Source organism: Thalassospira lucentensis (assembly GCF_050516545.1).
In the GTDB taxonomy this organism is placed as follows: Bacteria; Pseudomonadota; Alphaproteobacteria; order Rhodospirillales; family Thalassospiraceae; genus Thalassospira; species Thalassospira lucentensis_C.
The window spans coordinates 3,647,708-3,673,593 of record NZ_CP191544.1; the positions used below are offsets into that span (position 1 = coordinate 3,647,708).

Annotated in this window: 21 protein-coding genes and 1 tRNA gene; 4 read left to right on the forward strand and 18 right to left on the reverse strand. The window is 53.7% G+C overall.

From position 1 onward, the window contains the following. Nucleotides 1-137: 137 nt before the first annotated feature. From ACQ0MK_RS16670 to mutM, 10 genes are all read right to left on the reverse strand, one after another. Nucleotides 138-1,496, reverse strand: coding sequence for a sigma-54-dependent transcriptional regulator (locus tag ACQ0MK_RS16670; protein ID WP_430473562.1), 1,359 nt, complete (start codon nt 1,494-1,496; stop codon nt 138-140). Continuing rightward, complete coding sequence (locus tag ACQ0MK_RS16675; RefSeq protein WP_430473563.1) at nt 1,493-3,502, reverse strand: ATP-binding protein; 2,010 nt, start codon at nt 3,500-3,502, stop codon at nt 1,493-1,495. Before ACQ0MK_RS16675 ends, ACQ0MK_RS16670 begins: the two co-directional genes overlap by 4 nt. Further along, a complete protein-coding gene (locus ACQ0MK_RS16680; RefSeq protein ID WP_430473564.1) occupies nt 3,499-4,836 on the reverse strand; it encodes an ABC transporter substrate-binding protein in 1,338 nt (445 codons plus the stop codon). Before ACQ0MK_RS16680 ends, ACQ0MK_RS16675 begins: the two co-directional genes overlap by 4 nt. Before the next feature lie 289 nt (nt 4,837-5,125). Beyond that, nucleotides 5,126-7,582 carry a DNA topoisomerase (ATP-hydrolyzing) subunit B gene (gyrB, locus tag ACQ0MK_RS16685; protein WP_430473565.1) on the reverse strand — a complete coding sequence of 819 codons (2,457 nt, stop codon included), beginning with the start codon at nt 7,580-7,582 and terminating at the stop codon, nt 5,126-5,128. 19 nt (nt 7,583-7,601) lie between these two features. Then, entirely contained in the window at nt 7,602-8,762 is a 1,161-nt protein-coding gene (recF, locus tag ACQ0MK_RS16690; RefSeq protein ID WP_350161062.1) for a DNA replication/repair protein RecF, read from the reverse strand. Between the two features lie 63 nt (nt 8,763-8,825). Beyond that, a complete protein-coding gene (gene dnaN / locus ACQ0MK_RS16695; RefSeq protein ID WP_350042137.1) occupies nt 8,826-9,944 on the reverse strand; it encodes a DNA polymerase III subunit beta in 1,119 nt (372 codons plus the stop codon). Nucleotides 9,945-10,269: 325 nt separating this feature from the next. After that, nucleotides 10,270-11,829, reverse strand: a complete 1,560-nt coding sequence (dnaA, locus tag ACQ0MK_RS16700; protein ID WP_430473566.1) for a chromosomal replication initiator protein DnaA — start codon at nt 11,827-11,829, stop codon at nt 10,270-10,272. 393 nt (nt 11,830-12,222) lie between these two features. Next, nucleotides 12,223-12,483, reverse strand: coding sequence for a 30S ribosomal protein S20 (gene rpsT / locus ACQ0MK_RS16705; protein ID WP_350042136.1), 261 nt, complete (start codon nt 12,481-12,483; stop codon nt 12,223-12,225). A gap of 186 nt (nt 12,484-12,669) precedes the next feature. Then, nucleotides 12,670-13,446 (reverse strand): enoyl-CoA hydratase, encoded by a 777-nt coding sequence (locus ACQ0MK_RS16710; protein ID WP_430473567.1) that lies wholly within the window; start codon nt 13,444-13,446, stop codon nt 12,670-12,672. 202 nt (nt 13,447-13,648) lie between these two features. Continuing rightward, on the reverse strand, nt 13,649-14,488 hold the full coding sequence (gene mutM, locus ACQ0MK_RS16715; RefSeq protein WP_430473568.1) for a bifunctional DNA-formamidopyrimidine glycosylase/DNA-(apurinic or apyrimidinic site) lyase: 840 nt from the start codon (nt 14,486-14,488) through the stop codon (nt 13,649-13,651). A 264-nt stretch (nt 14,489-14,752) separates the two neighbouring features. Here mutM and ACQ0MK_RS16720 point away from each other — a divergent pair, with 264 nt between their 5' ends. Then, nucleotides 14,753-15,556, forward strand: a complete 804-nt coding sequence (locus tag ACQ0MK_RS16720; RefSeq protein WP_430473569.1) for a TSUP family transporter — start codon at nt 14,753-14,755, stop codon at nt 15,554-15,556. Nucleotides 15,557-15,639: 83 nt separating this feature from the next. Here ACQ0MK_RS16720 and ACQ0MK_RS16725 read toward each other — a convergent pair whose 3' ends face one another. The 8 genes from ACQ0MK_RS16725 to aroA all read right to left on the reverse strand — a co-directional run bounded on the left by ACQ0MK_RS16725 (nt 15,640) and on the right by aroA (nt 24,356). After that, a complete protein-coding gene (locus ACQ0MK_RS16725; protein ID WP_430473570.1) occupies nt 15,640-16,848 on the reverse strand; it encodes an MFS transporter in 1,209 nt (402 codons plus the stop codon). Nucleotides 16,849-17,094: 246 nt separating this feature from the next. Continuing rightward, nucleotides 17,095-17,817, reverse strand: coding sequence for an orotidine-5'-phosphate decarboxylase (pyrF, locus tag ACQ0MK_RS16730; protein ID WP_350161056.1), 723 nt, complete (start codon nt 17,815-17,817; stop codon nt 17,095-17,097). A gap of 188 nt (nt 17,818-18,005) precedes the next feature. After that, nucleotides 18,006-18,305, reverse strand: a complete 300-nt coding sequence (locus tag ACQ0MK_RS16735; protein ID WP_350042003.1) for a LapA family protein — start codon at nt 18,303-18,305, stop codon at nt 18,006-18,008. 209 nt (nt 18,306-18,514) lie between these two features. Next, complete coding sequence (gene ihfB, locus ACQ0MK_RS16740; RefSeq protein WP_044830114.1) at nt 18,515-18,790, reverse strand: integration host factor subunit beta; 276 nt, start codon at nt 18,788-18,790, stop codon at nt 18,515-18,517. Nucleotides 18,791-18,861: 71 nt separating this feature from the next. Beyond that, complete coding sequence (gene sppA, locus ACQ0MK_RS16745) at nt 18,862-19,785, reverse strand: signal peptide peptidase SppA (protein WP_430473571.1); 924 nt, start codon at nt 19,783-19,785, stop codon at nt 18,862-18,864. Nucleotides 19,786-20,368: 583 nt separating this feature from the next. Then, nucleotides 20,369-22,072 (reverse strand): 30S ribosomal protein S1, encoded by a 1,704-nt coding sequence (gene rpsA / locus ACQ0MK_RS16750; RefSeq protein ID WP_430473572.1) that lies wholly within the window; start codon nt 22,070-22,072, stop codon nt 20,369-20,371. 235 nt (nt 22,073-22,307) lie between these two features. After that, on the reverse strand, nt 22,308-22,952 hold the full coding sequence (gene cmk, locus ACQ0MK_RS16755; protein WP_430473573.1) for a (d)CMP kinase: 645 nt from the start codon (nt 22,950-22,952) through the stop codon (nt 22,308-22,310). A gap of 60 nt (nt 22,953-23,012) precedes the next feature. After that, nucleotides 23,013-24,356: a 3-phosphoshikimate 1-carboxyvinyltransferase gene (gene aroA, locus ACQ0MK_RS16760; protein ID WP_430473574.1), complete on the reverse strand. Its 1,344-nt coding sequence runs from the start codon at nt 24,354-24,356 to the stop codon at nt 23,013-23,015. 358 nt (nt 24,357-24,714) lie between these two features. On the opposite strand from aroA, the gene ACQ0MK_RS16765 reads away from it, so the two are divergent. The 3 genes from ACQ0MK_RS16765 to ACQ0MK_RS16775 all read left to right on the forward strand — a co-directional run bounded on the left by ACQ0MK_RS16765 (nt 24,715) and on the right by ACQ0MK_RS16775 (nt 25,886). Then, on the forward strand, nt 24,715-25,020 hold the full coding sequence (locus tag ACQ0MK_RS16765) for an FYDLN acid domain-containing protein (RefSeq protein ID WP_430473575.1): 306 nt from the start codon (nt 24,715-24,717) through the stop codon (nt 25,018-25,020). Nucleotides 25,021-25,119: 99 nt separating this feature from the next. After that, nucleotides 25,120-25,195, forward strand: a tRNA-Ala gene (locus ACQ0MK_RS16770). 226 nt (nt 25,196-25,421) lie between these two features. Beyond that, nucleotides 25,422-25,886: a YtoQ family protein gene (locus tag ACQ0MK_RS16775; protein ID WP_430473576.1), complete on the forward strand. Its 465-nt coding sequence runs from the start codon at nt 25,422-25,424 to the stop codon at nt 25,884-25,886.

The following is a 25,886-nucleotide window of genomic DNA, read 5'->3' on the forward strand; positions in this document are numbered from 1 at the left end:
GGAGGAAATCGCCTTTAATTCTCAATTAAATCATTGATATTAAAATACAATTCAAGATTTTGTTTTTTCTCTTACACCGGATATTTGGGTCAATATTAACCCAGCAGATCAAATTCATGTGTTGATTTTGACACATTTTATTGAGTATCCGCAAAATCCCGTTTGTCGATATTATGATACTGCATTCGCAAATAAAGTTTCTTCCGGGGGATTGCGAGATGGTCGGCCGTTTCCTGAATACGGCCGGAACATCGTTGCAATGCAAATGAAATCACCTTTTTCTCAAAGGCGTCGATCTGGTCAGGTAAAGAGGCCGTCGTGGTATTCATCGTCGCCGATCCCATACCGGCATTCTCAAGCTGCAACGCATAGCGCTCCGCAGCATTAACCAGTTCCCGAACATTCCCCAACCAGGATTTTCCACTTAGATCATCAAGACTGATTTCTGAAATATCGGGAACAGGCAGTCCGTGCTTGCGACATGCTTTGGTAACATAATGGACAAACAACAAAGCGATATCATCGCCCCGTTCACGCAATGGTGGAATGGTTAGAGTTGTCACAGCAAGCCGGTAATAGAGGTCCGCACGAAATGTATTTTTCTCGGCAGCAAGTTCGAGATCTTCCTTAGCTGCAGCAATCACACGCACATCAATCCGGATCTGTGATTTACCCCCGAGCCGCTCGATGACCTGCCCCTGCAACGCTCGCAAAAGCTGAGTCTGCTGTCCCAATGGCATGCTTTCGATTTCATCAAGAAACAGCGTGCCGCCGCTTGCCTGTTCAAGCTTTCCAATACGGCGACGATCAGCCCCGGTAAACGCACCGCTTTCGTGGCCAAACAGTTCACTTGCGATCAAGGTTTCATGCAAAGCACCGCAATTGATTGCAACAAATGGCCCCCCCTTGCGCGGACCAAGTTCATGCAACGCCCGGGCGACCAGTTCTTTACCCGTGCCGGTTTCGCCATAAATGATCGTATTAACGTCCGAACTTGCAACCACTGCGGTTTGCTGTCGCAAGCGGTCGATTTTTGGATGATTGCCGATTATGTGATTTTCAATCTGATAACCATCATCGCTGCGGCTTGTCAGACAGCGGTTTTCAAGAACAAGACGCCGCAATTCCGCAGCACGCCTGACCACTGCAAGCAACATTTCAGGATCGGCTGGCTTTTCGATAAAGTCATATGCTCCAGACTTGACCGCTTTGGTCGCCATGGGAATATCACCATGTCCGGTGACAATGATAACCGGAATTTTCGGGTCGATACGTTTAACCGCATCAAGAACACCAAAACCATCCATGCCCGGCATGCGCAGATCTGTCAGAACCACCCCCGGCCAATCTGCCTGCAGGGATGCAACCCCCTGCTGCGCATCTTCAAAGGGGTGCGGTGTGAATCCATTCAGATGAAGGGTTTCTTCCCACGCCCGTCGAATTTCCGCCTCGTCATCAATCAACAAGACCGGTGATTTTACACTGTCATTCTTCACGTTTTAAACAGCTCCACGCTTGCAGTCGTTCCACCTTGTGCATCTTTGCCCGGTAAAACCTTAAGGCGTCCACCGAGGTCACGAATAACATTGAACGAAATGGACAGACCCAGTCCCAGCCCTTTGCCAGGTGGCTTGGTGGTAAAGAAGGGTTCGAACAGTTTGTCACCCACATCTGGGGTAAACCCGATACCATTATCCTCAATAGAAATCACAGCCTGACGATCCGTTTCGGCGATCTTCAGTCGAACGGTCGGGCTGCTCTGCCTTTCAACGGCATCGAGGGCATTGCTAAGCAGATTGACCAGAACCTGTTCAAGTTTTGCCGGATCGGTCAGAACATAGACCGATCCATCGGGATAGTTTCGATCAAGTCTGACGCCATTTTGCGTGATCCGCCCCTCAAACAGGGATAGCGCATTTTCCAGAACTTCTATCGCATCATGTTTTGTTACAGCTTCCTGCGGACGCCGAGCGAAACTTTTAAGATGATTAGATGTTTTCGACAGCCGTTTAACCAGCCTGTCGATGTCTTCAAGTTTTTCTTGGCATTTGTCATGCTCGCCGCGTTCCAGATAAAGGGATGCATTGTGATTATAGGAACTTAGCGCTGCCAAAGGCTGGTTGAATTCGTGGGCGATGCTGGCAGATAACTGCCCCAAAGCCGCCAGTTTAGCAGCCTGCAACAACTCGGCCTGAGTTTCGCGCAAATCCTGTTCGGCTTGCTGACGCAAGGTGACCTCGTTGCGCAGCTCGTTGTTGGAGGCCTCTAATGCTTCGGCATGGGTCTCAAGCGCCTGTGACTTGTGACGAAACAATCGGACAGTATCGGCAAGTTGACCAATCTCATCCTTGCCTTCCACCAGAACCCGATGCGCAAAGTTACCATCGGCAATGATTTGCATTGAGGACAAAACCCTCATCAAACGCTGTAGCAACTGCCCACGGATAAAGAATACGGAAAACAGGACCAACAGGCCGACCGTCGCAATGCCGGCGAGAAGTCCAAAAAGCTGTCCACTTCTCACTTCACGTTTAATCTGCAACGATACGTTTTCAGTACGTTGACCGCTTTCACGGACAGTATCGGCAACCATCCCCCCCAAAATTTCAAGCAACACTGCATTTTCATTCTGCAACTGGGCATTTTGACGCAAAAGCGCTGTTTTACGCAGCTTGAGTTCAAGCAGATCACGCGGGCTTTCACCATAAGATGCAATTTCATACCAAATTTGAAGCAAGGTGATCGAACTGCTATTTTGCTGCAAGGATGGGAGGTTTTCATTAGCTTCGGAGATGCTTTCAAGCAAACGCAGCCGGAGTTGCTCGATCGCACTGAAATCGTCTTCACCGACTGCGCGCAACATCAACCCGACAATCAGATTGCAGGCTGCATGTAAACGCCCCAGCGCCTCGGTAAAACGCACTTCATTGACGACAGCATCGGTTTGCAATTGTTGATCATGAGATGAAAAACTGCGATCAATCGCTGAAGTTACATTGAAATTGGCATCAATGAGCAGCGGGTCAACTTCGAGCAGGAAATCACTATGCAGACGATTGATCCGCGCGACTTGACGCCCCAAATCATCACGCATTTCAAACTTGCTCGCGACATTGGCATCAAGTTTCTCCACATTCATCATCAGGGCGTCAAGAAGCTGTGCAAGTGTTTCGGTAAGATCCGGCGCGTAGGTGGCAAGTTCCTGACTAAGACGGTTCAAATCCTGAAAATGGACCTGAAGACGATCCAGCGCTTCCTGACGGGCATATTGGGTAGATGCACTTCCCAATCGCGGCGTGTCGACCCTTATGACTTGCCCAATTTCGGCAAACCGCGCACTTGTTGCTGTGACGGACAGATTATCAGATGCGAGATCGGCAACAGTTTGACTGACACCACCAAGGGTAAGATTTGAAATCGCTGTTGCAATCACTGAAACGCTGGCGATCACCACGACCGACAGAGTCAGCTTGGCGCGCAGACTGCTCAAGCGCCACTTCATTCCAATGCCCCTGGATCAAGATGGTTTTGAAACGCGTCCATCCGGGCAATCAATTCGCGCGCCGTTTTGAAACGTTGACTGAAATCGTTCGACCAGCTGTCTTGTATCCGCAAGCGCCCCGCAAGCGCATTCTCCGGTGGCCCGGCAGCCGAGAAAGCTTGTTCGAAGCTGCTTTCATTGGCCATAAAAGCCGCAACGGGCACAATTTCAAGTGAATCGCGTACGGCGCCAAGTAGCGAACGCATCGAATCTGATTGTGTGATAACCGGTGTGTTTTCGAGCCTGCGTAACGCCACCCAGAGCTTTTTAAGCTCAAGAAGGCGATGAGTGATCATGTCATCATAAAGTGCGTTGACCACCACCATACGCTGTGCTGCCAATTCCAAATCAAGACGATGGTGCGGTTCTTGTACCGTTGGTGAAAAACCCGCCCTGCTCCAAAGCGCAGGATTGATCGGAATGCGCCCAATTTCAGGGGCCAGAAGCAACTCCTGCGCAGTCGAGCTTCTAAGAAAATCAACGAACCGAAGCGATAGCGCGTTATGCGCACCAACGACGGTTACGGCCACGCTGGCAGGGAAATACCAACCAGGGGCAAAAGACCGGAAGGCGAGACCTTCGCCAGACGGGAACTCTGCCCGGGCAAGAAAATCAATTCCGATGCCATATCGGAAGCGGCTGCGTGCCACACCATCGCGCACTCCGAAACTGCGCGCCGTGACGGTTGCCAGATTACCCCCAATTTGGGAGAGCAACGCCCATCCTTCCTGCCAGCCATATTGCTGGAGAAGACTTTCAACAAACAGATGAGTTGTCCCGCTGCGCGACGGAGAACTCATCCCCAGAAGTCCCGAATAATCAGGCGATGCCAGATCGGCGATTTCGACCGTCTCTAGTGCTGCTTGATCTTCACGCGACATCAGCCCGATGGTGGACAGTGCAAACCCAAAGCGCGAGCCATTCGGTGAATCGGGTATGATCCCGGCCATATCAGAAAAGGCACTTAGCTTGTCGGGGAAATGCGCCAGCGCGCCATGCTGATCGAGTAGTTCAAAAGCAACCGGGGAACTTGCCCAGACAATATCAGGAATGGGTCGACGATTTTCGCGGACATGCGAGATCAGTCCGATGGTGTTTTTGTTCTGAACACAAACATCTGACATTCCCGTTTGCTTAACAAACAAGTCGATGAATGGTTTGTAAAATGACGACGGATATGACGTCAGAATGGTTATTTCGCACGCTGCAGCCGTGCCGGATACGGAAATCAATGCCACCATACCGACAAGAAACCGAACCACAACGCGAAACGAATTCGCTGGTCTCGAACGCATTGCGTTTATGTTCACGAACAGGGTGATAGCCCCCTGTTCGCGCCTCCCAATTTGGCATTTGTTTTTATGTTTTTCAGGCAGGGGCAACCCCGCCTAGTTGCCAGATACTATAAAGGAAGCCGCTTCATGGCGACCTTTTTCGAACAGTTTTGTTTTAAGGCTGGTCTTATCGACAAAAAAACCAAGGGTGCGTATCTCTTGCACCCTTGGTTCTAATTTTACGCGTCACAGATTCTAAATTTATCTGTCGTGTTTCTAACTTTATGCGTCAATTCACACTTCTAGAATTTTACACGTCGAGATTGGCAACCTTCAGCGCGTTGGACTGAATGAAGTCGCGGCGCGGTTCAACCACGTCACCCATCAGGGTCGAGAAGACTTCTTCGGCTTCATCGGCATGGTTAACGCGGACCTGCAGAAGCGATCGAACATTCGGATCGAGCGTGGTTTCCCACAGCTGATCCGGGTTCATTTCGCCCAGACCTTTATAGCGCTGGACCGAGATGCCGCGACGGCCAAATTCCATCACCGCATTGACCAGATCGACCGGGCCGTTGATTTTCCAGCTTTTGTCCTTGGCAACGAATTCCGCACCCTTTTCAAAGAGTTCACGCAACTCGCCAAGGATGTTGGCGATGGCCCGTGCCTCGGCCGAGCGCAGGATATTGCCATCAATCACGTGGCGCTGTTCAACACCGCGCAGCATGCGCCACAGAACGATTTCGTCCAACGGGGCTTCACCCTGCCAGCCGCGATCGTAATCTTCTTCGAGCGTATCAAGATGTTTGGCAAGCGTCTGGGCGGCTTCGAGGCGTTTGGTGTCATCATCGAGCAATGCCGGGTTGAGCGCACCGGCAAGGGTGGCTTGTTCAAGCACCGAGATCGGCAGTTTGATGGAAAGCGGCTCAAGGAAGCCTTTGGCCTTACGTGCAAGTTCGACAATACGCACCAGATCGGGACCGGCAACCTGCTGTCCGCCGCCAAGGGTCAGGACAGCATCCTCGGTCCCCTGCGCGGTCAGGTATTGTTCCATCTCGCGGTCGTCTTTGAGATACTGGACCGAGTTGCCGCGTTTCGCACGATAAAGCGGTGGCTGTGCGATATAGAGATAGCCGCGTTCGATCAGTTCCGGCATCTGACGATAGAAGAAGGTCAGAAGCAGGGTTCGGATATGCGCACCATCGACGTCAGCATCGGTCATGATGATGATTTTGTGGTAGCGGGCTTTTTCGATGTTGAAATCATCGCGGCCAATCCCGGTGCCCATCGCCGTGATCAGGGTGCCGATTTCCTGACTTGAAAGCATCTTGTCGAAACGCGCGCGTTCAACGTTGAGGATTTTACCACGCAGCGGCAAAATCGCCTGGAAGCCACGTTCACGCCCCTGTTTTGCCGATCCACCTGCGGAATCACCCTCCACGATGAACAGTTCGGCTTTGGACGCATCGCGTTCCTGACAGTCAGCCAGTTTCCCCGGAAGGGACGAGATATCAAGCACACCTTTGCGGCGGGTCAATTCACGGGCCTTACGGGCCGCTTCACGTGCTGATGCGGCTTCGACCACTTTGCCGACAACCTTGCGGGCATCCTGCGGATGTTCTTCAAGCCATTGTGCCAGCCTGTCATTGACGATGTTTTCAACAACCGGGCGGACTTCGGACGAAACAAGTTTGTCTTTGGTCTGGGACGAGAATTTCGGGTCCGGGACCTTGACCGAGATGACACAAGACAGACCTTCACGGGCGTCATCACCAGACAGGGCGACCTTTTCCTTTTTCGCAATGCCGCTGGACTGGGCATAGGAATTGATCTGACGGGTCAATGCAGCACGGAAACCGGCCATATGCGCCCCGCCGTCACGCTGCGGGATGTTGTTGGTAAAGCACAGGGTCTGTTCGTGATAGCTGTCATTCCACTGCAGGGCGACTTCAACGGTGATGCCGTCTTTTTCGCCTTCAATGACGATGGCTTCTTCGATCTGACGGACTTTGTTCCGGTCAAGATATTCGACAAAGGCGCGAATACCGCCTTCGTAATGCAGGATCGTTTCAACCGGTTCGCTATGGCGTTCATCGCGCAACGTCAGGATCACGCCAGAGTTCAAAAAGGCCAGTTCGCGCAAACGATGTTCAAGGGTTGGCAGATCAAACTCGGTCATGGTGAAGATGCCACCATCAGGATAGAAGGTGACTTCTGTCCCGCTGAGCGGTGTTCCGTCTGCGGTCAGTGGCGCATCGCCAACGACTTCAAGCGGCTTGATCGCGTCCCCACCGGAAAATTCCATATAATGTTCTTTGCCATTGCGCCAAACGCGCAATTTCAAAAGGGTCGAGAGCGCGTTCACAACCGAAACACCCACCCCGTGCAAACCACCGGAAACCTTATAGGAGTTCTGGTCAAACTTACCGCCGGCATGAAGCTGGGTCATGATGACCTCGGCGGCCGAAACGCCTTCTTCCTTGTGCATGTCGGTCGGGATGCCACGGCCGTTATCACGGATGGTTGCCGACCCGTCCCCATTGAGCTGAACCCAGACGGTATCGCAGTGACCTGCCAATGCTTCGTCAATCGCGTTATCGACGACTTCGTAGATCATGTGGTGCAAACCGGTTCCGTCATCGGTATCACCGATATACATGCCCGGGCGTTTACGGACCGCTTCAAGGCCTTTGAGAACCTTGATCGATTCTGCACCGTACTCCTGCACGATTTCTTCTGTGTTCGGAGTTTCTGTTTCGTTGGTCATAGCGTCACAACCTCGGCATTCACGGAGTGGTTTCTAGGGTCAGTGTGGCATCTTCCACGCGGAAAAATTGCGCACGACCGTCCAAACCTTCAAACAGCGCCCGGTCCGTACCTGTCATCCAGGCTTGGACGCCAAGCGCCACGATTTCGTCAAACAGGTGTTTGCGGCGTTCTGCATCCAGATGCGCAACCACCTCGTCAAGTAACAGCAGCGGGCCAGCCCCGCGTGCCTTTGTCTGCAAGCGGGTATTGGCCATAATAATCGACAGCAACAACGCCTTTTGTTCCCCGGTGGAACATTGATCGGCTGATTGGCCCTTTGCATCATGCCACACCAGCAAATCACTGCGTTGCGGGCCGACCACCGCCCCGCCATAGGTCGCATCGCGTGACCGTCCGTCGCGCAATGCAGCCCGCATTCTGTCTTCGACCTCGACCGCCGGACAGGTTTCCAGCCAGCTTTCAAGATCCCCCGCCAGTGCAAGACGTGCTGCGGGAAACGGCCCGATCGCCATGGTCCCGGCCCGGCTGAGGCGGGCAAGAAGTTCAGCCCGTGCGACGGCAACGGCAATGCCGTGGCGGACCATCGAATCTTCGATCGAGGCCAGCCATTTATCGTCGCCCTTGCCTTCTTTCAGCAGCTTTACCCGACTGCGCAGGCTGTGTTCATAGGCCGCAACCCGGCTGCTGTGGTCCGGATCAAGGCCATAGACCAGACGATCCAGAAAACGTCTGCGTGCCGATGGCCCGTCGAGAAACAGGCGATCCATTTGCGGTGTTAACCACACAGCGGCACACACCCGCCCCAAAGCGGCCTGCCCGCGCTGTGCCTGCCCGTCGATGCGGACAGCACGGCGTTCACGCCCCTGTTCAAGGGCAGCAGGATCAAGCCCGGAGCCAAGTTGAAACGCCCCGTCAGGTGTTTCAACATCCGCCGACACCGCCCAAGGGCGCGTCATACCATCCGCACGTGGCGGAAAGTTCCGGGCAATTTCACCAAGCTTTGCCCGGCGAAGGCCCCCACCGGGCGCCAAAAGCGATACCGCTTCGAGCAGGTTGGTTTTCCCTGCCCCGTTTGGCCCGGTCAGGACGACCGGCGCGCTGTTTAACGACAGCCGCAAGCTTTCGTAACAGCGAAATTCACTGAGCTGGATACGGGAAACTGCAAGACGGCTTGTCATCGACGCACCGTCTTTTGGCATGAGGTTTTTGGCAAGAACAGCCACAGCGTATCGTGCTTACCGTCAAACACGCATCGGCATCAGAACGTACAATGCCGAAAGGTCGTCAGTATCGCGCAGAATAGTCGGTGACGATCCATCAGACATCAGAAGATTGAGCGTATCGCCCTTGACCTGCTTGGCAATGTCGAGCAGGTAGCGCGAGTTAAAGCCAATTTCGATGTCTTCGGCATCATAATTGATTTCAAGTTCTTCGGACGCGGTCCCGTGTTCCGGGCTCGATGCCGAAAGGGTCAGGGTCGTGCCCGAGAGAACAACTTTCACCGCGCGGGATTTTTCAATCGAGATCGCAGAAACACGATCAACCGCATCGGCAAAGCCCTTGCATTCGATATCAAGGGTCTTGTCATTGCCCGACGGGATAACCCGTTCGTAATCCGGGAAGGTGCCATCGATCAGTTTGGATGTCAGGATTGCCTTGCCAAAGCCAAAGCGGATTTTGGTATCTGACAGCGCGATATCGACGGCTTCGCCGGTTTCATCAATCAGTTTGCGCAGCTCGCCGATGGTTTTGCGCGGAACGATCACGCCAGGCATGTTTTCCGCACCATCTGGCAACGGGGCTTCGACGCGGGCCAGACGGTGACCGTCGGTGGCAACAGCGCGCAGGATTTTCGTACCTTCGGCGTCGGTTGCGTGGAAATAGATCCCGTTAAGGTAATACCGGGTTTCTTCGGTCGAGATCGCAAATTCAGCACGATCAATCAGGCCGCGCAATTCCGCAGCAGCAAGACCAAAGCTTACCGGAAGATCGCCACCGGACATGACCGGGAAATCATCCACCGGCAGAACGGCAAGATTGAATTTGGACCGGCCCGCAGCAAGGGTCAGACGACCTGCACCCGGTTCAAGGGCGATCTGCACCTGTGAACCTTCCGGCAGCTTGCGGACGATCTCATAAAGGGTATGTGCCGGGGTGGTGGTTGCACCTGCTTCGGCGACTTCGGCGGTTGTCGTTTCAACCACTTCGAGATCCATATCCGTTGCAGTCAGCGACAGCTGATCGTTTTCTGCCCGCAGCAAAATATTGGAGAGAATCGGAATGGTATTGCGTCGTTCGACAACGCTTTGAACATGGGTCAGCGATTTCAACAGAGCCGCGCGTTCGATGGTCAGCTTCATACCCGTCCTATCCGTCTGTCAGTAGTCGTTTAACAAATTGATTTTTAATCAGTTTTCTCACCTGAACCCCACCCTTACGGGCGCGGATGAGGCATTATAACATGCATGTCGTGAAATCGAAGGATTTTTACGGCTTAAACCCAAGCAAATAAAAGGAGTCGCCCGGGCGAAATGCGCCCAAAACGCGCAAAGCGCCAAATACTGCGTAACTCGCAGTTTTGTTTATGTAAATCAGGGAAAAATCCACCCGGTTTCCGATGCCAGATCCCGCCCGACAAACCGCCGGAGTTCCGGTGCTTTCACACCGGGGTTCGGCAATGTTTGATCAGCTTTCGAGCATCCGGCGCAGAAGATCGATATCTTCGGAAAGCGACGGATCCGTGCTGTGGAGTTCTTCGATCTTACGTACAGCATGCATGACTGTCGTATGGTCACGTCCCCCGTATTTCCGGCCGATTTCAGGCAGGGAATGGGTGGTCAGCTGTTTGGACAGATACATTGCCACCTGACGCGGACGGGCAACCGCACGCGCACGACGGGCAGAATGCATGTCCGAGACCTTGATGTTGAAATGCTCGGCCACGCGTTTCTGGATTTCTTCGATCGACACCCGGCGTTCAGATGCGCGCAGAACGTCATGCAAGATGTCCTGAACCATCTCAAGGCTGATCTCGCGACCCACCAGCTGCGAATGCGCAATCACGCGGTTCAGCGCCCCTTCAAGCTCACGGACATTGGCCGTGATTTTATGGGCCAAGAATTCCATGACACGTTGCGGCAGTTCAACCCGCTGACGTTCGGCCTTGGATTCAAGAATGCCAAGACGCAGTTCATAGGTCGTTGCGTGGATGTCGGCCACAAGGCCCGATCCCAAACGCGACCGCAAACGTTCTTCGATGTCTTCAAGATCGGATGGCGATTTGTCCGCCGATACAATGATCTGGCGGCCCTGATCGACCAGTGCGTTAAAGGTGTGGAAGAATTCTTCCTGTGTCGAATCCTTGCCCGAAATGAACTGGACATCATCGACCATCAACACATCGACCGAGCGGAACTGGTCTTTGAAATCGACCGTGTTCTTGTCGCGCAGTGCGCGAATGAAGCGGTACATGAATTTTTCAGCCGACAGGTAAATCACCGTGCGGTGCGGCTGCGTCCGGCGGATATGCCAGGCAATCGAATGCATCAGGTGGGTTTTACCAAGGCCAACACCGCCATACAGGAACAGCGGGTTGAACGGCACCGATTCGGCTTCGGCCAAACGGCGGGCCGCGGCATAAGCAAATTCGTTCGGTTTGCCGATGACGAAATTATCAAACGTGTAGCGCGGATCAAGGGCCGCCGAGATGCCATCATCAGACATGCTGGCAATGGCATTGCGGCCCGATCCTTGCGACGGGGCCGGGGCGGCGTGCCCGGACGTCTGATGTGTGTTCTGATGCGTATTCTGATGTGGGTGTGATGCAGGTTTGGTCTGGGTTGCGGCCGATCCACCATTCCCGCGCGCTGTGGACGCGGTGTCATCCTGGCTGCTGACCGGGGTATTGCTGTTGGAAACGGAAACAATGTTGATTTCGACGAAATGCACATTGGCATCTTCGGCGTGCCAAAACGCCTGAATACGGTCGAGATAGTGCTGCGTTACCCAGTCACGCATGGCGCGCGTTGGTGCACCCAGACGGGCCACACCGGCTTCGACACCGATCAAGGCAACAGGTTCAAGCCAATAACGATACGCCGTCGCGCCAAATTCAGCGCGCAGCTTTTCACGTACGATTTGCCAGATTGCTACCACATGATCATCAAGTGCTGCCTGCTGGTCACCCGACATTCCCCCACTGGATTGCCCGAGTGCCGATTGCGTTCCCCTTACGGCGTGCTGCACTGTTAGAACCTTTCCCCACTATCCCAATTTCCACACCAACAAGACTGCAAAAGACAAAATAGTACTGTCCCGCGTTGATCACATTCGCAATCAACACGCTGGTCTTCCGCAAAATCTTGGAAGCGTACTCGCGCCTTTTGTTTTTTTGGTTCTTCGTCACTGATCGCTTTGCGCGACCTAGCGAAGACCAAACACTGTACTGATGCGACCCGCATCAGGCAAGGCGATCTTTAACAGAACGTTAAAAGGATTACGGCACCAAAACGGTCCTTGTTTTCTGCGGTTTCTTGCACCTGCGGAATCAAGGAACAAAAGGTGATTCTCCGGAATCCGGGCAGCGAAAAGGCCGCACCAAAGGTGCGGCCTTCGACTCGCCATCCCGTAAGGGATAAATTAGAGCGACTTGATACGAGCGGTAAGACGCGAAACTTTGCGAGCAACGGTGTTCTTATGCAGAACGCCGAGCTGTGCGCCACGCGCCATTTCCGGCTCAGCGATTTTCATCGCAGCCAGAGCAGCATCTTTATCGCCAACAGTCAGCGCTGCCTCGACCTTCTTAACGAAGGTACGAATGCTGCCGATGCGTGCGCCGTTTACTTCTGCACGTGCGGCGTTGCGGCGAATGCGCTTCTTGGCCGATTTATGGTGAGCCATTGCGAACCTGTCTCTTCAAACAAATGTTACGTAATTCGGAGCGCGGCTTATAGCGCCGAGCGAAACCCTCGTCAACCCCCGATACCGCTTAAATCCTCCATTTCCGGCGGCTAGGGACTCATTTTCCCTGCAACACAGATATGCGGCACCGGAATCAGGGGGCAACTTATCCTGATCACCGCGCAATCAGCAGTGCTTGAAATCGGCTTTTCTCTTTTCTGCAAAGGCTTTCATGCCCTCGGCGCGGTCTTCGAGCGCAAAGGTCGAATGAAACTCGCGGCGTTCGAACATCAGGCCTTCGGTCAGGGTCATTTCATAGGCCTTGTTGACCGATTCTTTTACCTTCATCGATACCGGACCAGAGAAGGACGCGATCTTTTCGGCCAGTTTCATGGCTTCTTCCATCAGCGAGTCGGCCGGGACGATTCGCGCAACCAACCCGGCGCGTTCGGCTTCTTCGGCATCCATCATCCGCCCGGTCAGGCACATTTCCATGGCCTTGGCCTTACCAACCGCGCGGGTCAGGCGCTGCGTACCGCCAGCACCGGGGATGGTGCCGATGGTGATTTCCGGCTGACCGAACTTTGCGGTATCGGCCGCCAGCATGATGTCGCACATCATTGCCATTTCACAGCCACCGCCCAATGCGAATCCGGCAACGGCCGCAATGGTTGGCTTGCGACAGCTTGCCACACGGGTCCAGCCTTTGGTGATGAAGTCGCCCTTATAGACATCCATATAGTCGTAATCGGCCATTTCCTTGATATCGGCCCCGGCCGCAAAGGCCCGTTCCGATCCGGTAATGACAATCGCGCGGATATCTTCATCGGATTCGAAATCATCAAGGGCCGCACCGACATCCTTGATCAGTGCTTCACACAGCGCATTCAGCGCCTTGGGACGGTTCAGCGTGATAAGCCCGACATTGCCTTTTTTCTCGGCGATGATGTTTTCGTATGACATGCCTTGAGATCCTTTTTCGCCATTGGCCCGGTCATTTCCCGGCCAATTTGCTTGAAACCATATTTTGATACTGTTTTACCGATTTTATGCACAGGCCGCAACCAACCGTGTGTATCGGGATGCCTCATCGTGGATTAAGCATCGATTCGGCGCGCGATATCCAACCGGATGCGACCCAGCCGTGTGGCACCCGGAGCCGATCTTATTTCTGACAGGTCGGGCAGAAGAATGTCGACCGTCCGGCCTGCACAATCCGTTCAATTGTGCTGTCACAGCTATCGGCACTGCAGATTTCGCCTTCGCGGCCATAAACGCGGAAATTATGCTGAAAATAGCCAAGCTCGCCATTGGTCTGACGATGATCCTTCAGGCTTGATCCGCCTGCTGCGATGGCATCTTCAAGAACAAGACGAATTTCGCGGTACAAACGATCAATCTCGCCGGGTTTTAAATCCTTTGCCAGACGAGTCGGGGAGATGTTTGAACGGAACAATGCTTCGCATACATATATATTGCCAAGACCGGCGACCAGTTTCTGATCCAGCAGCACGGTCTTGATCGGGCTTGCGCGTTTGGCCAAACCTTCTGCCAGCACCGCCGCATTGAAACCGTTGCCAAGTGGCTCTGGCCCGATCCCGGCCAGCATTTTGTGGCTGGCAACTTCATCGCTCGCAATCAGCGTGATCACGCCAAAACGCCGCGGATCATTAAACCGCACCACCGCACCGCCCTGCATGACGAAATCAACATGGTCATGTTTTAAGGGGGCGGGCACATCAACAGACGGATCATTATGGATGGTCATGCGCCCGGACATGCCCAGATGGATCAGCAAAACCTGCCCGTCGTCAAGATAGCCCAGAATGTATTTCGCCCGGCGCGTCAGTTGATTGATTTTACGCCCCGCCATGCGATCAACGAATCCTTCGGGAAACGGAAACCGCAAATTCGGGCGACGCTGCACCACATGATCGACAATATGGCCTTCCATTACGGGGGTCAGACCACGGGTAACTGTTTCGACCTCTGGCAATTCGGGCATCTTGAGACTCACTTTTCATAAGCAGGATGTCTTATCTAGGGCTCGTACCAATAATTGGCAAGCTGTGTGATTTTACCGGTCATATTACGTTGCCATGTTCTTGCAATGCACCTGCAACTTGCCGATGGACGACGCGGTTAAAGCTCTTATGATTGCGCCGCCTTTTAACCTGCAGGCACGGCCCACCCGATCCGCCTGCCAATAATGTTTGAAACCGGCTTTGCGCCCACCTTTGCGGTTTCGTGATTTTCTGAAAGTCGCCCCATGGAATTTGGTTTTGATCTTCTTGCGATCCTGTTTGCCGTTGCGGCCGTTGCAGCATGTGTTGATGCGATTGCCGGTGGTGGTGGATTGATCACGATCCCGGCCCTGCTTTGGGCGGGGGTTACCCCGGCACAAGCCCTAGCCACCAATAAATTGCAGGGAAGTTTTGGCAGCTTTACCGCATCGCTTAACTTCATTCGCAAAGGCCATGTCCATCCGCGCGATATGGTTCAGGCGATTGTTCTGACATTTGCCGGATCGGCACTTGGCACGGTTCTGGTTCAGATGCTTGATGCCAGCATCCTGATGACGATCCTGCCGGGTCTTTTGATTCTGATTGCGCTTTATTTCCTGTTCTCACCGCGTGTCGGCGATATCGACGCGCATCAAATCATCAGCAAAGCCACCTTTGCCTTTACCGCAGGTTTTGGCATTGGCTTTTATGACGGGTTCTTTGGCCCCGGCACGGGATCGTTCTTTTCCATCGCCTTTGTCGCCTTGCTTGGCTTTAACATGACCAAGGCCACGGCCCACACCAAGGTTTTGAACTTCACATCGAACTTTGCATCCCTTGTGATGTTCATTGCTGGCGGCGAGGTTGTCTGGGTTGTCGGTGCGGTAATGGCGGTTGGCGCATTGGTTGGTGCACAGATCGGATCGCATCTGGTGATGAAGGTTGGCGCACGTTTGGTCCGCCCGCTTTTGGTGGTGACCTCTATCGGGATTTCGATCAAACTGATCATTGATCAATATGGCCCGATCCTGAGCCAAAGCTGGGATCAGATGCGGCATTGGATCGGTTAGACCCGCCGCAATTGAGACAAAGAAAAACCCGTCATGCATGAAGCTGACGGGTTTTGTTTTTCAGGATGTCAGGCGTTTCGCAATCAGGCGCTCGCACGGCCCTGCGCCAAAACCTCATCGCCACGATCGAGCAAATGGCTCCAGACCGTGAACAAAAGCGCGAGCACGGCAATCCCGGCACCAAGCCAGGGGATATGCTGATAGGAAACACCGTGCGTAATCGCAAGACCGCCAAACCACGCCCCACCGGCATTGCCCAGATTGAACGCCCCCTGATTAAGGGTTGAGGCCAGATTGGGCGCTTCTGATGCCTCGTTCACCACCCGCATCTGAAGCGGGGAAACCAGTGCAAAGGCAACAACACCCCACAGCATCACGGTAATCACGGCTGGAACAAGGGCGGTCACTGTTTCGGTGAACAGGGCCAGAATTACGATCAACATGACGAAAGAAATGATGATGGCCGGCATCAAACGCCAATCGCCCAAACGCCCGCCAATATAGTTGCCCAAGGTCAAACCAACCCCGAACAACAACAAGACATAGGTGACCTGTCGCGGGGTGATGCCGGTAATGTCGGTCAACATCGGGGTGATATAGGTAAAGACGCTAAACATGCTGGCGGATGCCAGAACAGAAATCAGCATGGCAAACAGAACCTGAACCTTGCCAAGTGATTTTGCCTCCCGCCACAGGCTTCCGGTTGATGCTGCGATCTTACGCGGCAGGGCCAGATAAAGCGCAAATGCCGCGACAACACCAATGCCAACAACCGCCCAGAAAGTTGATCGCCAACCAAGTTCCTGCCCAAGGGCGGTGCCGAAGGGCACACCAAGCACATTGGCAAGGGTGAGCCCTGAAAACATCAAGGCAATCGCCTGAACCCGTTTATGGGGCGGGACAAGGTTGGATGCGACAACCGCACCCAGACCAAAGAACGCGCCATGGCAAAAGGCCGTGACCACACGGGCCGCCATCAATAACCAGTAATCCGGGGCAATCGCACACAGGAAGTTGCCAAGGATGAAGATCGCAATCAGCAACAACAATGCGCGCCTGCGGTCCATCCGTGCCGTGGCAATGGCCAGAAACGGTGCGCCAAATGTCACGCCCAGTGCATAGCCCGTCACCAGCAAACCGGCATCCGGAATGCTGACCCCAAGATCACGTGCGACATCGGGCAGAAGCCCCATAATGACAAATTCGGTTGTACCGATGCCAAAGGATGCAAGCGCCAAAGCCAGAATCGGAAAGTTCCCGAGCAATCCCGGGCGGGTGGCAACAGTGGTCATGTCAGGAATATCCAGATAAGCGGTCGTCAGGGGCAGGTCAAAATTGTGCACCTGCGAGAAGATCATAATGCCCGAAGATTTGAAACGATTCAATTCTGAGATAAAAATGCCGTCCTCACCACCGCGATTTCCGCATGGCAGCATGCCTGTTGATCACGGCTCCGCACACCTAACCAGACATGGAAAAGGCCCGATGATGATCGGGCCTTAGTACAATCAGATGCAATTCGCGGTCACGGGTGTTGATCAGGCAAGCTCGGCAACGATCCGTTTTGCGGCCTCGATCGGGTCATCGGCCTTGGTGATCGGGCGGCCAATTACCAGAATGTCACTGCCCATCGTGACGGCGTCTGCCGGGGTGACGATGCGTTTTTGATCATCACTTGATGCCCAGGCCGGACGAATACCCGGTGTGATCAGTTTGAAGTCCGGGCCAAGTGCCTTGCGCACCGGGGTGATTTCTTGTGCCGAACAGACAACACCGTCAAGGCCCGCCTTTTTGGTCAGTTCGGCCAGTTTGACAACCCGGTCTTCAATCGGACCTTTGAGGCCGACATCGTCAAGATCGCCCTGATCCATGCTGGTCAGGATGGTTACCGCAATCACCCACGGGGTTGCGACCCCGGCCTTGTCGGCCGCTTCGCGGGCGGCTTCACCGGCACGTTTCATCATCTCGATCCCGCCAGCGGCATGGACATTGACGAGTTTGAGCCCCAGCGGCGTCACTGCACGAATGGCCCCGGCAACGGTATTGGGAATATCGTGATATTTGACATCCAAAAAGATCGGCATGCCGGTTTTGGCAACCGCCCGGACACCTTGTGGTCCGTGGGCCGCAAAAAACTCTTTGCCAAGCTTTGCCCCGCCAATCACACCAGACAGGCGCGATGCCAGATCGATCGCGTGATCAAGATCCGTGGTATCGATCGCACAAAAGATGCGGTCTTTGGGGGAAAGTGTCTGGGTCATGATGTCCTCCGGCGGGCTGGCATTGGGGTCATGGCCCACATGTTCATGCGCGGACCGGACATGGATTAGCCGATTTATCCCCAAAGGCCAACGCCAAATAGCCGCTTATGCCGACAATATTGCGCTGCGCGCCCGACATTCCGGCCCCAAACAGCAAAAGGGCCCCTGAAAGGAGCCCTTGATCTGCGTTAGCTGTGGCCAAGTGCCTTTTGATCGGTTTTTGGCGTTTCGTCGTCGGTTTTGATGCGTTTAAGTTCGCTATCCATGCGGCGCACGGCACGGCGATGTTTGCCATGTACCAGCCATTCATAGGCAAAACCAACACCGAGCCCGATCAATAAAGCGACCATAATCGGCAGGAACAACGGCAGATCAACCTCATAGGGCAATGGCCATAGTGAAAGCGTCACTGCGGTTCGGTTCGACACGGCAAATACAGCGATTAAAACCGCAAGCGGTATCGAGATAATCCAGTAAAGGAAGCGCATTCTTAGCTCCTTGTGCCAGATCAGCTGCGTTGGAAATCCACCGCAGCACAATCAGGCAACAGGTCACGTTTGATATTCAGAGCGACAGTATGGGGCAAGAGTCAGATAAAAGCCATGCCACCAGCGGCACAGATTTCTGCACCATGGGTGACCTGACACAACAACACTGCCAAAGCCGCGTCGTTGGCTATCTGTCCATCACGCGGGAATTAGTTCAAACGTTCGCGGAGCTGCTTGCCGGTTTTGAAATAGGGAACCTTTTTCTCACCGACCGGGACCGCGTCACCTGTACGCGGGTTGCGGCCAACACGAGCATCTCGCTGCTTGACGGAAAATGCACCGAATCCGCGAAGCTCGACCCGGTCTCCGCGGGCAAGCGCGTCGGTGATTTCGTCAAAGATCGTTGCCACAATCCGTTCGACGTCTCGCTGATAAAGATGCGGATTCATTTCAGCGAGCCGGGCAATCAATTCAGATTTCGTCATTTCCAGGCCCCATCCTGTTGGTGCTGACAGTCTCACTCAACCGCGGATTCGATTATATTCTAGGGTAACTCTCACTCAGGTTGCCAGACCACCAGCAAACCGTCAAGTTTAAGCCCCTCAGATGACAGCATTTTTCCAAGGTTTCCCTCAAGAAGTGCACTCATCAAATCGTCTTCCGGGTACTCGATTTCAAGCGGTACAACTTCCGCTTCCGGCGTGACACCAGCTTCATCTTCAAGCCAGCGTAAGGCTTCACGACGGCCTCCTAATTCATCAATCAATCCATTGGCCAGGGCCTGCTGTCCGGTATAGACCCGACCGTCGGCCAGGGTTTTCACCGTCGCAACCGGCATTTCCCGGCGTTCTGCAACCATGCCAACAAACACATCAAACATGTCTGAAATCAGGCCTTGCATGGCCGATTTTGCAGCGTCATCAACCGGTTCGAACGGATTTGGTGCTGCTTTAAGCGGGCCGCTTTTAACCGTAAGCGGCTCTACGCCAAGCTTTTCCAACGTTCCAGAGAAGTTCATCGACTGGAAAATGACGCCGATAGACCCCGTAATCGTGCCGCGACGCGCAATGATATGGTCTGCAGCAATCGCGGTCATATATCCGCCGGATGCGGCAACGGTGCCCATTTCGGCAACGATGGGTCGGGTTTCGCCGATCCGCATCAATGCTTCATAAAGCGTTTCGCCACCGACCATGGTGCCGCCCGGGCTGTTGATATGGACAATCACGCCGACAACGTCGCTGTCCTTTTCAATCGCATCAAGCGCATCGAGAAGATAGGGATCTTCCGTGATCACACCTTCGATATTGATCTCGACAATTTTGGGACCTCTCACACCAAGCACACTGTCCTGAACGCCGGTTCCCGCCAAGCCAATGACAATCACGGCAACAACAGCAATCACGGCGAGCACACGCCAGCGAAAGACGGATTTCTTTAATCGACGTCGATCAAGCAGGATATCGGCATCAAGCGCCATCAATGGTGTCCCGGTTATAATTGTTCAATCAGATACTTAGAAAGGAGCTTACCCCTAAACCTGTCTTTTCAAATGGTTTTTCTGGGCACAGAAGGCAAGAAGAAAAAGCGTTTAAAATCAAAATTTTCGCGATTTTTGACGATAAATCGCACCACGCCACGGATTCGCACCCCGAATCATGGATGGTAGAAAATTTTTAACTGAGAATTCCACGACATAGCCAACCTCGCCCGGCGAGAAACGCAGGCACCGAACACCCTATACAGAGAATCTAGAAGCTTGCATCGGATGGGCTTCACGGATGCGATACCCAGTGGGGTTTAAGGGTTCAGCCTTGGGGATGAGGGGCGTCGCGGGAAGATAGACGGTGCCTCTGCGATTACAGGTGTCTGTAGGCGACATGCATGGTAGCTGGTCGGGTAAGGTAACGATCTCAGGCCATGCTGGTGGCAGCGTCGCGACACTACCTGTCAGACTGAGCGCCACAGAGACATTACCCATCAGACAAAAGAAAACGGGCCGCGCAAAGTGCGCGACCCGTCTTTTCGATCTGCGAACAGATCGGTCTTCGTGGAAAACTGGCTTATTCGCCGGTTTCCTGTTTCTTGCGCAGAGCTTCGCCGAGAATGTCGCCGAGCGATGCACCGCTGTCTGCCGAACCGTAATCCGCCATAGCTTTTTTCTCGTCAGCAACTTCAAGAGCTTTGACCGAGAGGCTGACTTTGCGGGTTTTGGCATCGATCGCGGTAACACGTGCGTCGATTTTTTCACCAACTGCAAAGCGTTCCGGACGCTGTTCTGAACGCTCACGCGCCAGTTCAACTTTACGGATGAAGCCTTTCAGCTCGGTGTCGCCAACAGAAACTTCGATGCCGCCATCATTGACTTCGGTGATCTCACAGGTGACTGCTTCGCCACGTTTGATACCGGTAACGGCTTCTTTGAACGGATCACCCGAAAGCTGTTTGATGCCGAGCGAGATGCGTTCTTTTTCAACGTCAACGTCAAGAACCTTGGCTTTGACGATGTCGCCTTTTTTGTATTCTTTGATGACTTCTTCACCAGCGCGGTCCCATGACAGGTCCGAGAGGTGAGCCATACCGTCGATACCGCCCAGAAGGCCAATGAACAGACCGAATTCGGTGATGTTCTTGACTTCGCCTTCGATCTCGGACTCAACCGGATGAGCTGCAACGAATGCATCCCAAGGGTTCGAGGTACACTGCTTGAGACCAAGCGAGATACGGCGTTTCTGTGCATCGACGTCGAGCACCATGACTTCGACTTCCTGCGAGGTCGAAACGATTTTGCCCGGGTGGATGTTTTTCTTGGTCCAAGACATTTCGGAAACGTGGACCAGGCCTTCGACACCAGCTTCGAGTTCGACGAATGCGCCGTAATCGGTGATGTTGGTGACACGACCTTCGAATTTCGAACCGACCGGGTATTTGGCTTCGACACCTTCCCACGGATCTGCTTCAAGCTGCTTCATGCCAAGCGAGATACGCTGGGTTTCACTGTTGAAACGGATAACCTGGACTTTAACAGTCTGGCCGATCTGCAGAGCTTCGGACGGATGGTTGATACGTTTCCAAGCAATGTCGGTAACGTGCAACAGGCCATCAACGCCACCAAGATCGACGAATGCGCCGTAATCGGTGATGTTTTTGACAACGCCGTCAAGGATCTGACCTTCCTGAAGGTTCTGGATCAGCTCAGCACGCTGTTCTGCACGGGTCTCTTCGAGAACTGCACGACGCGAAACCACGATGTTACCGCGCGAACGATCCATTTTCAGGATCTGGAACGGCTGCGGGTTGTTCATCAGCGGGGTAACGTCACGTACCGGACGGATGTCAACCTGGCTGCCCGGCAAGAATGCCACGGCGCCCGACAGGTCAACGGTAAAGCCGCCTTTAACACGACCAAAGATGGTACCGTCAACGCGTTTGCCTTCGGAGAACTGTTTTTCAAGTTCAACCCAAGCTTCTTCGCGACGCGCTTTTTCACGCGACAGAACGATCAAGCCGTCTTTGTTTTCATAGCGGTCGACATAAACATCAACGGTATCGCCAATGTTTACTTCGCCTGCGCCAAATTCTTTAAGGGGTACGCGGCCTTCGGATTTGAGGCCGACATCAACGATTGCATCGTCGTCAGTTTTCTTAACGACCGAACCGGTCATTACGCGGCCAACAAAACCTTCGTCTTCAGAACCAAGGGTTTCAGCCAACAGAGCGGCAAAATCTTCGCCGGTCGAGAATAGTGCTTCTTCAGCGGTGGTCATAAACCAGACTTCCTTTCGAGTATCGTCACTAATATTCTGGCCAACCGGTTGTATCCGGTGGTCTTAGCCGCAAAATCGCGGCGATCGTATCAGGCGCAATTCAAACCCGGACACTTATAAAAGGCGAACCTTCCATACGCGAAAAGGTGAACGCACAAGTCGTTCACCTTAGGGACAGGTCGTAAGACCGGCACCTCGGGATCGTTCATCGCCTGACGGTTAAAACGCCCTTTGATCAGTCATCCGCACTCATATGAGTATGGATATGCGCCATAACGGCATCAAACACTGCATTGGCATTCAGACGGTCCGTATCTATGTGGATTGCGTCTTTTGCCATCTTGAGCGGTGCGACATCGCGGGCACTGTCTCGGGCATCCCGTTCTTCAAGCTCTTTGAGAACGCGCTCGTATATAGCAGCGGGATTTTTTTCCTGCAACTGTTTGAACCGACGGTTTGCACGTTCTTCTACACTTGCGGTCAAATAAAACTTGATCGGGGCTTCGGGACAAACGACCGTTCCAATATCCCGACCATCGAGAACAGCCCCGCGCTTACCCCCTGGCGGGTTGCTTGCAAGGTTGCGCTGAAAATCAAGCAATACGGCGCGAACCTTTGGAATCGCTGCAACTTTTGAGGCAGCAGTACCGACTTCTTCGCTGCGAAGCTCTTCGCCCGACAAGTCATCGGGACCGAGATTTTCAGCCACCTTTACTGCAACTGCTTCGTCGGCAGGATCGGCACTTTGCGCCAAAACTTTCGCACCCGTGGCACGATATAAAAGACCGGTATCAAGATAGGCATAGCCCATTGCGTCTGCGACTCGACGCGCCAAAGTCCCCTTGCCGGACGCTGCCGGCCCATCAATGGCGATGATCATTTGTTTCGCTCCCTGTTTATATATCGGCTGTGTATTGCTTTATATATTGGGTCGGACGAATCACGACTGTAGCGCAAAAACTGCGCCCATATCGCCCATCAATTTTTCAAAGTTCGGGAAGCTTGTCGCAATCGGGTTGGCGTCATCGACCGCAACGGGGTTTTCCGCACCCAGACCAAGGATCAGGAACGACATTGCGATCCGGTGATCCAGATGGGTTTCAACCATCCCGCCACCCGGAACAACACCGCCGGTTACAATCAAATCATCGCCTTCGATCCGGTGAATAACACCATTGGCGGCAAGGCCGGCTGCCACCGCGGCCAAACGATCGGATTCCTTGACGCGCAGTTCTTCAAGATCGCACATGCGGGTTTCACCATCCGCATAGGCCGCAGCCACCGCCAGAACCGGGTATTCATCAATCATGGACGGTGCACGGTCGGCTGGCACCACAATGCCCTTAAGGCGGTTTTTGCCCGTGACAATCAGATCACCAATGGTTTCACCGGCTTCTTCGCGTTCATTGGTAATCGTGATGTCCCCGCCCATTTCAATCAGGGTGGTGATCAATCCGGTGCGAAGCGGATTCAGGCAAACATCGCGAATGGTCATGTTTGAGTCCCGATTGATCAGGGCTGCGACCAACGGGAAGGCCGCCGAACTTGGATCGGTCGGCACCACAATGTCGGCTGCCTTCATTTCCGCGGGCCCGGTCAGGCTGACCGTGCGGCCCCCATCGTCATTGACCTTCACATCGACAGCGACACCAAAGTGACGCAACATGCGTTCGGTATGATCGCGCGATGGTTTTGGTTCAATGACTGTGGTTGTGCCGGTGGTGTTCAGACCGGCCAACATCACAGCCGATTTCACCTGTGCGGAGGCCATTGGCAGGGTGTAGGTCACCGGTTTGGCTTCGTCGGTTCCAATCACGGCCATCGGCGGACGACCCCGGTCACGGGTGATGAATTTCGCGCCGAATTCCGCCAACGGATCGGCAACACGACCCATCGGGCGTTTGCAAAGCGATGCGTCGCCGGTAAAGAACGTCGTGATCGGATGGGTGGCAACAATGCCCGCCATCAAACGAATGCCGGTTCCTGCATTGCCCATATCAATGACGCTATCGGGTTCACGCAAGGCCCCCACACCAACGCCGGTGACATACCAAGTGCCGTCATCTTCACGGGTCACGGTTGCGCCCAATTTGCGCATGGCATCCGCTGTTGCCAGAACGTCTTCGCCTTCAAGCAAGCCGGTTACTTTGGTTGTGCCAATGGCCAGGCCACCAAACATCAGGGAACGATGGGAAATTGATTTGTCACCCGGAACCCGGATATCGCCCGAAAGTGGTCCTGATTTGGACGCGGCAAGCGGACGTTTGGTCTGCGAAGAACTCATTGAGCCATCCCTGTCAGTAACTGTTTATCTTGATCACAAGCGGGTTTGAAAAGCATCGCGGTGCAGCCGTCCTTTCAGGCGCTCACGAGGCATTTAATCGCCGGTGGAAAGCTCTAGCACAAGCGATTGTGACGCACCAGTATCGAACCCGATTTTTGGCTTAGGCATATCGACATTTATGGGGCACATTTACCTCTTCGGCCACTCGAAGGAAAAAACGATTAATTTCCTTTTGACAAGGCCGCAACAAGATGGCAATTGGGCCTTTCAGAATACTTGCTTATGCGCTGCTTTGCAGCACGTTGCGACGAACAGTCTTTTTCTTGGATGATAACGGTAATTAAGAGGGTTTGCCGTAATGTCAGCACGCGGTAAGAAACGTCACTGCCTCGCCTGTGATACAAAATATTATGATTTGAACCGGACCCCGGTTGTTTGCCCAAAATGCGCCACACCTGATGGTGTGACAAAGGTCAAGAAAGCCGCGGTTGCCAAACCAGCACCGGAAGCAGATGAAGACGTCGATGACGTCAACGATCTTGATGATGATGTCGACACGAATATCGATGAAGACATTCTTGAAGATGCTTCTGATCTTGGCGAAGACGATGATGATCTTGGTGAAGTCTATGAGCATGTCGAATCAGACGACGACGACACCTAAGATTTTTTAGAAATTAGGTCTTGCCAATATTTGGTGAACCTTCTAAATATGCGCCGCGCCGCAGGGCTTACTTCGGTATCACTGCGACGCGGACAAAGTGGGGCCGTAGCTCAGTTGGGAGAGCGCTACAATGGCATTGTAGAGGTCGTCAGTTCGATCCTGATCGGCTCCACCATTCAAAACCCGTTGCCTTTGGCAACGGGTTTTGTCGTTTCGGGGTCATGCTTGACAGCAGATCGCACATTTCCAATAACCACCCCAGAAGATCAAATTGGAAAAGTTTGAACCAACACCCCTTTTCCGGGCTTGGTTGAACCCAACAGCGATGATGCAGTAACCTGCCGCATCAAGACGCAACCGGGCAGATCAGCCCCGCACAATGATCATATAGGGAGAACACAATGAGCAAGGTTTGGACGGTCTATCTGTCGGGTGAAATTCATAGCGACTGGCGCGAACGGATCGCTGCCGGTGTTAAGGCCGCGAACCTTCCGGTGGAGCTGGTCGCCCCGATCACGATGCATGAAGATTCAGATGATTGCGGCGTCGCCGTGTTCGGGCCAGAGGTCAATAAATTCTGGCATGACCGCAAAGGGGCGCAGCTTAACGCCATGCGCACCAAGACCTTGCTGGCCGGTTCCGATCTTGCGGTCATCCGGTTTGGCGAGAAATACAAGCAATGGAATGCTGCCTTTGATGCGGGGCAAGCAGCCGCACTTGGCATCCCGTATATTACCCTGCATCCGACCGAGCATGATCACGCGCTTAAAGAAGTCGACGGTGCCGCCCATGGTGTGGCACGCGAGCCCGAGCAGGTGGTTGCCGCACTGGCCTATATCATCCGTGGCGACATGCCAAAGGCATAG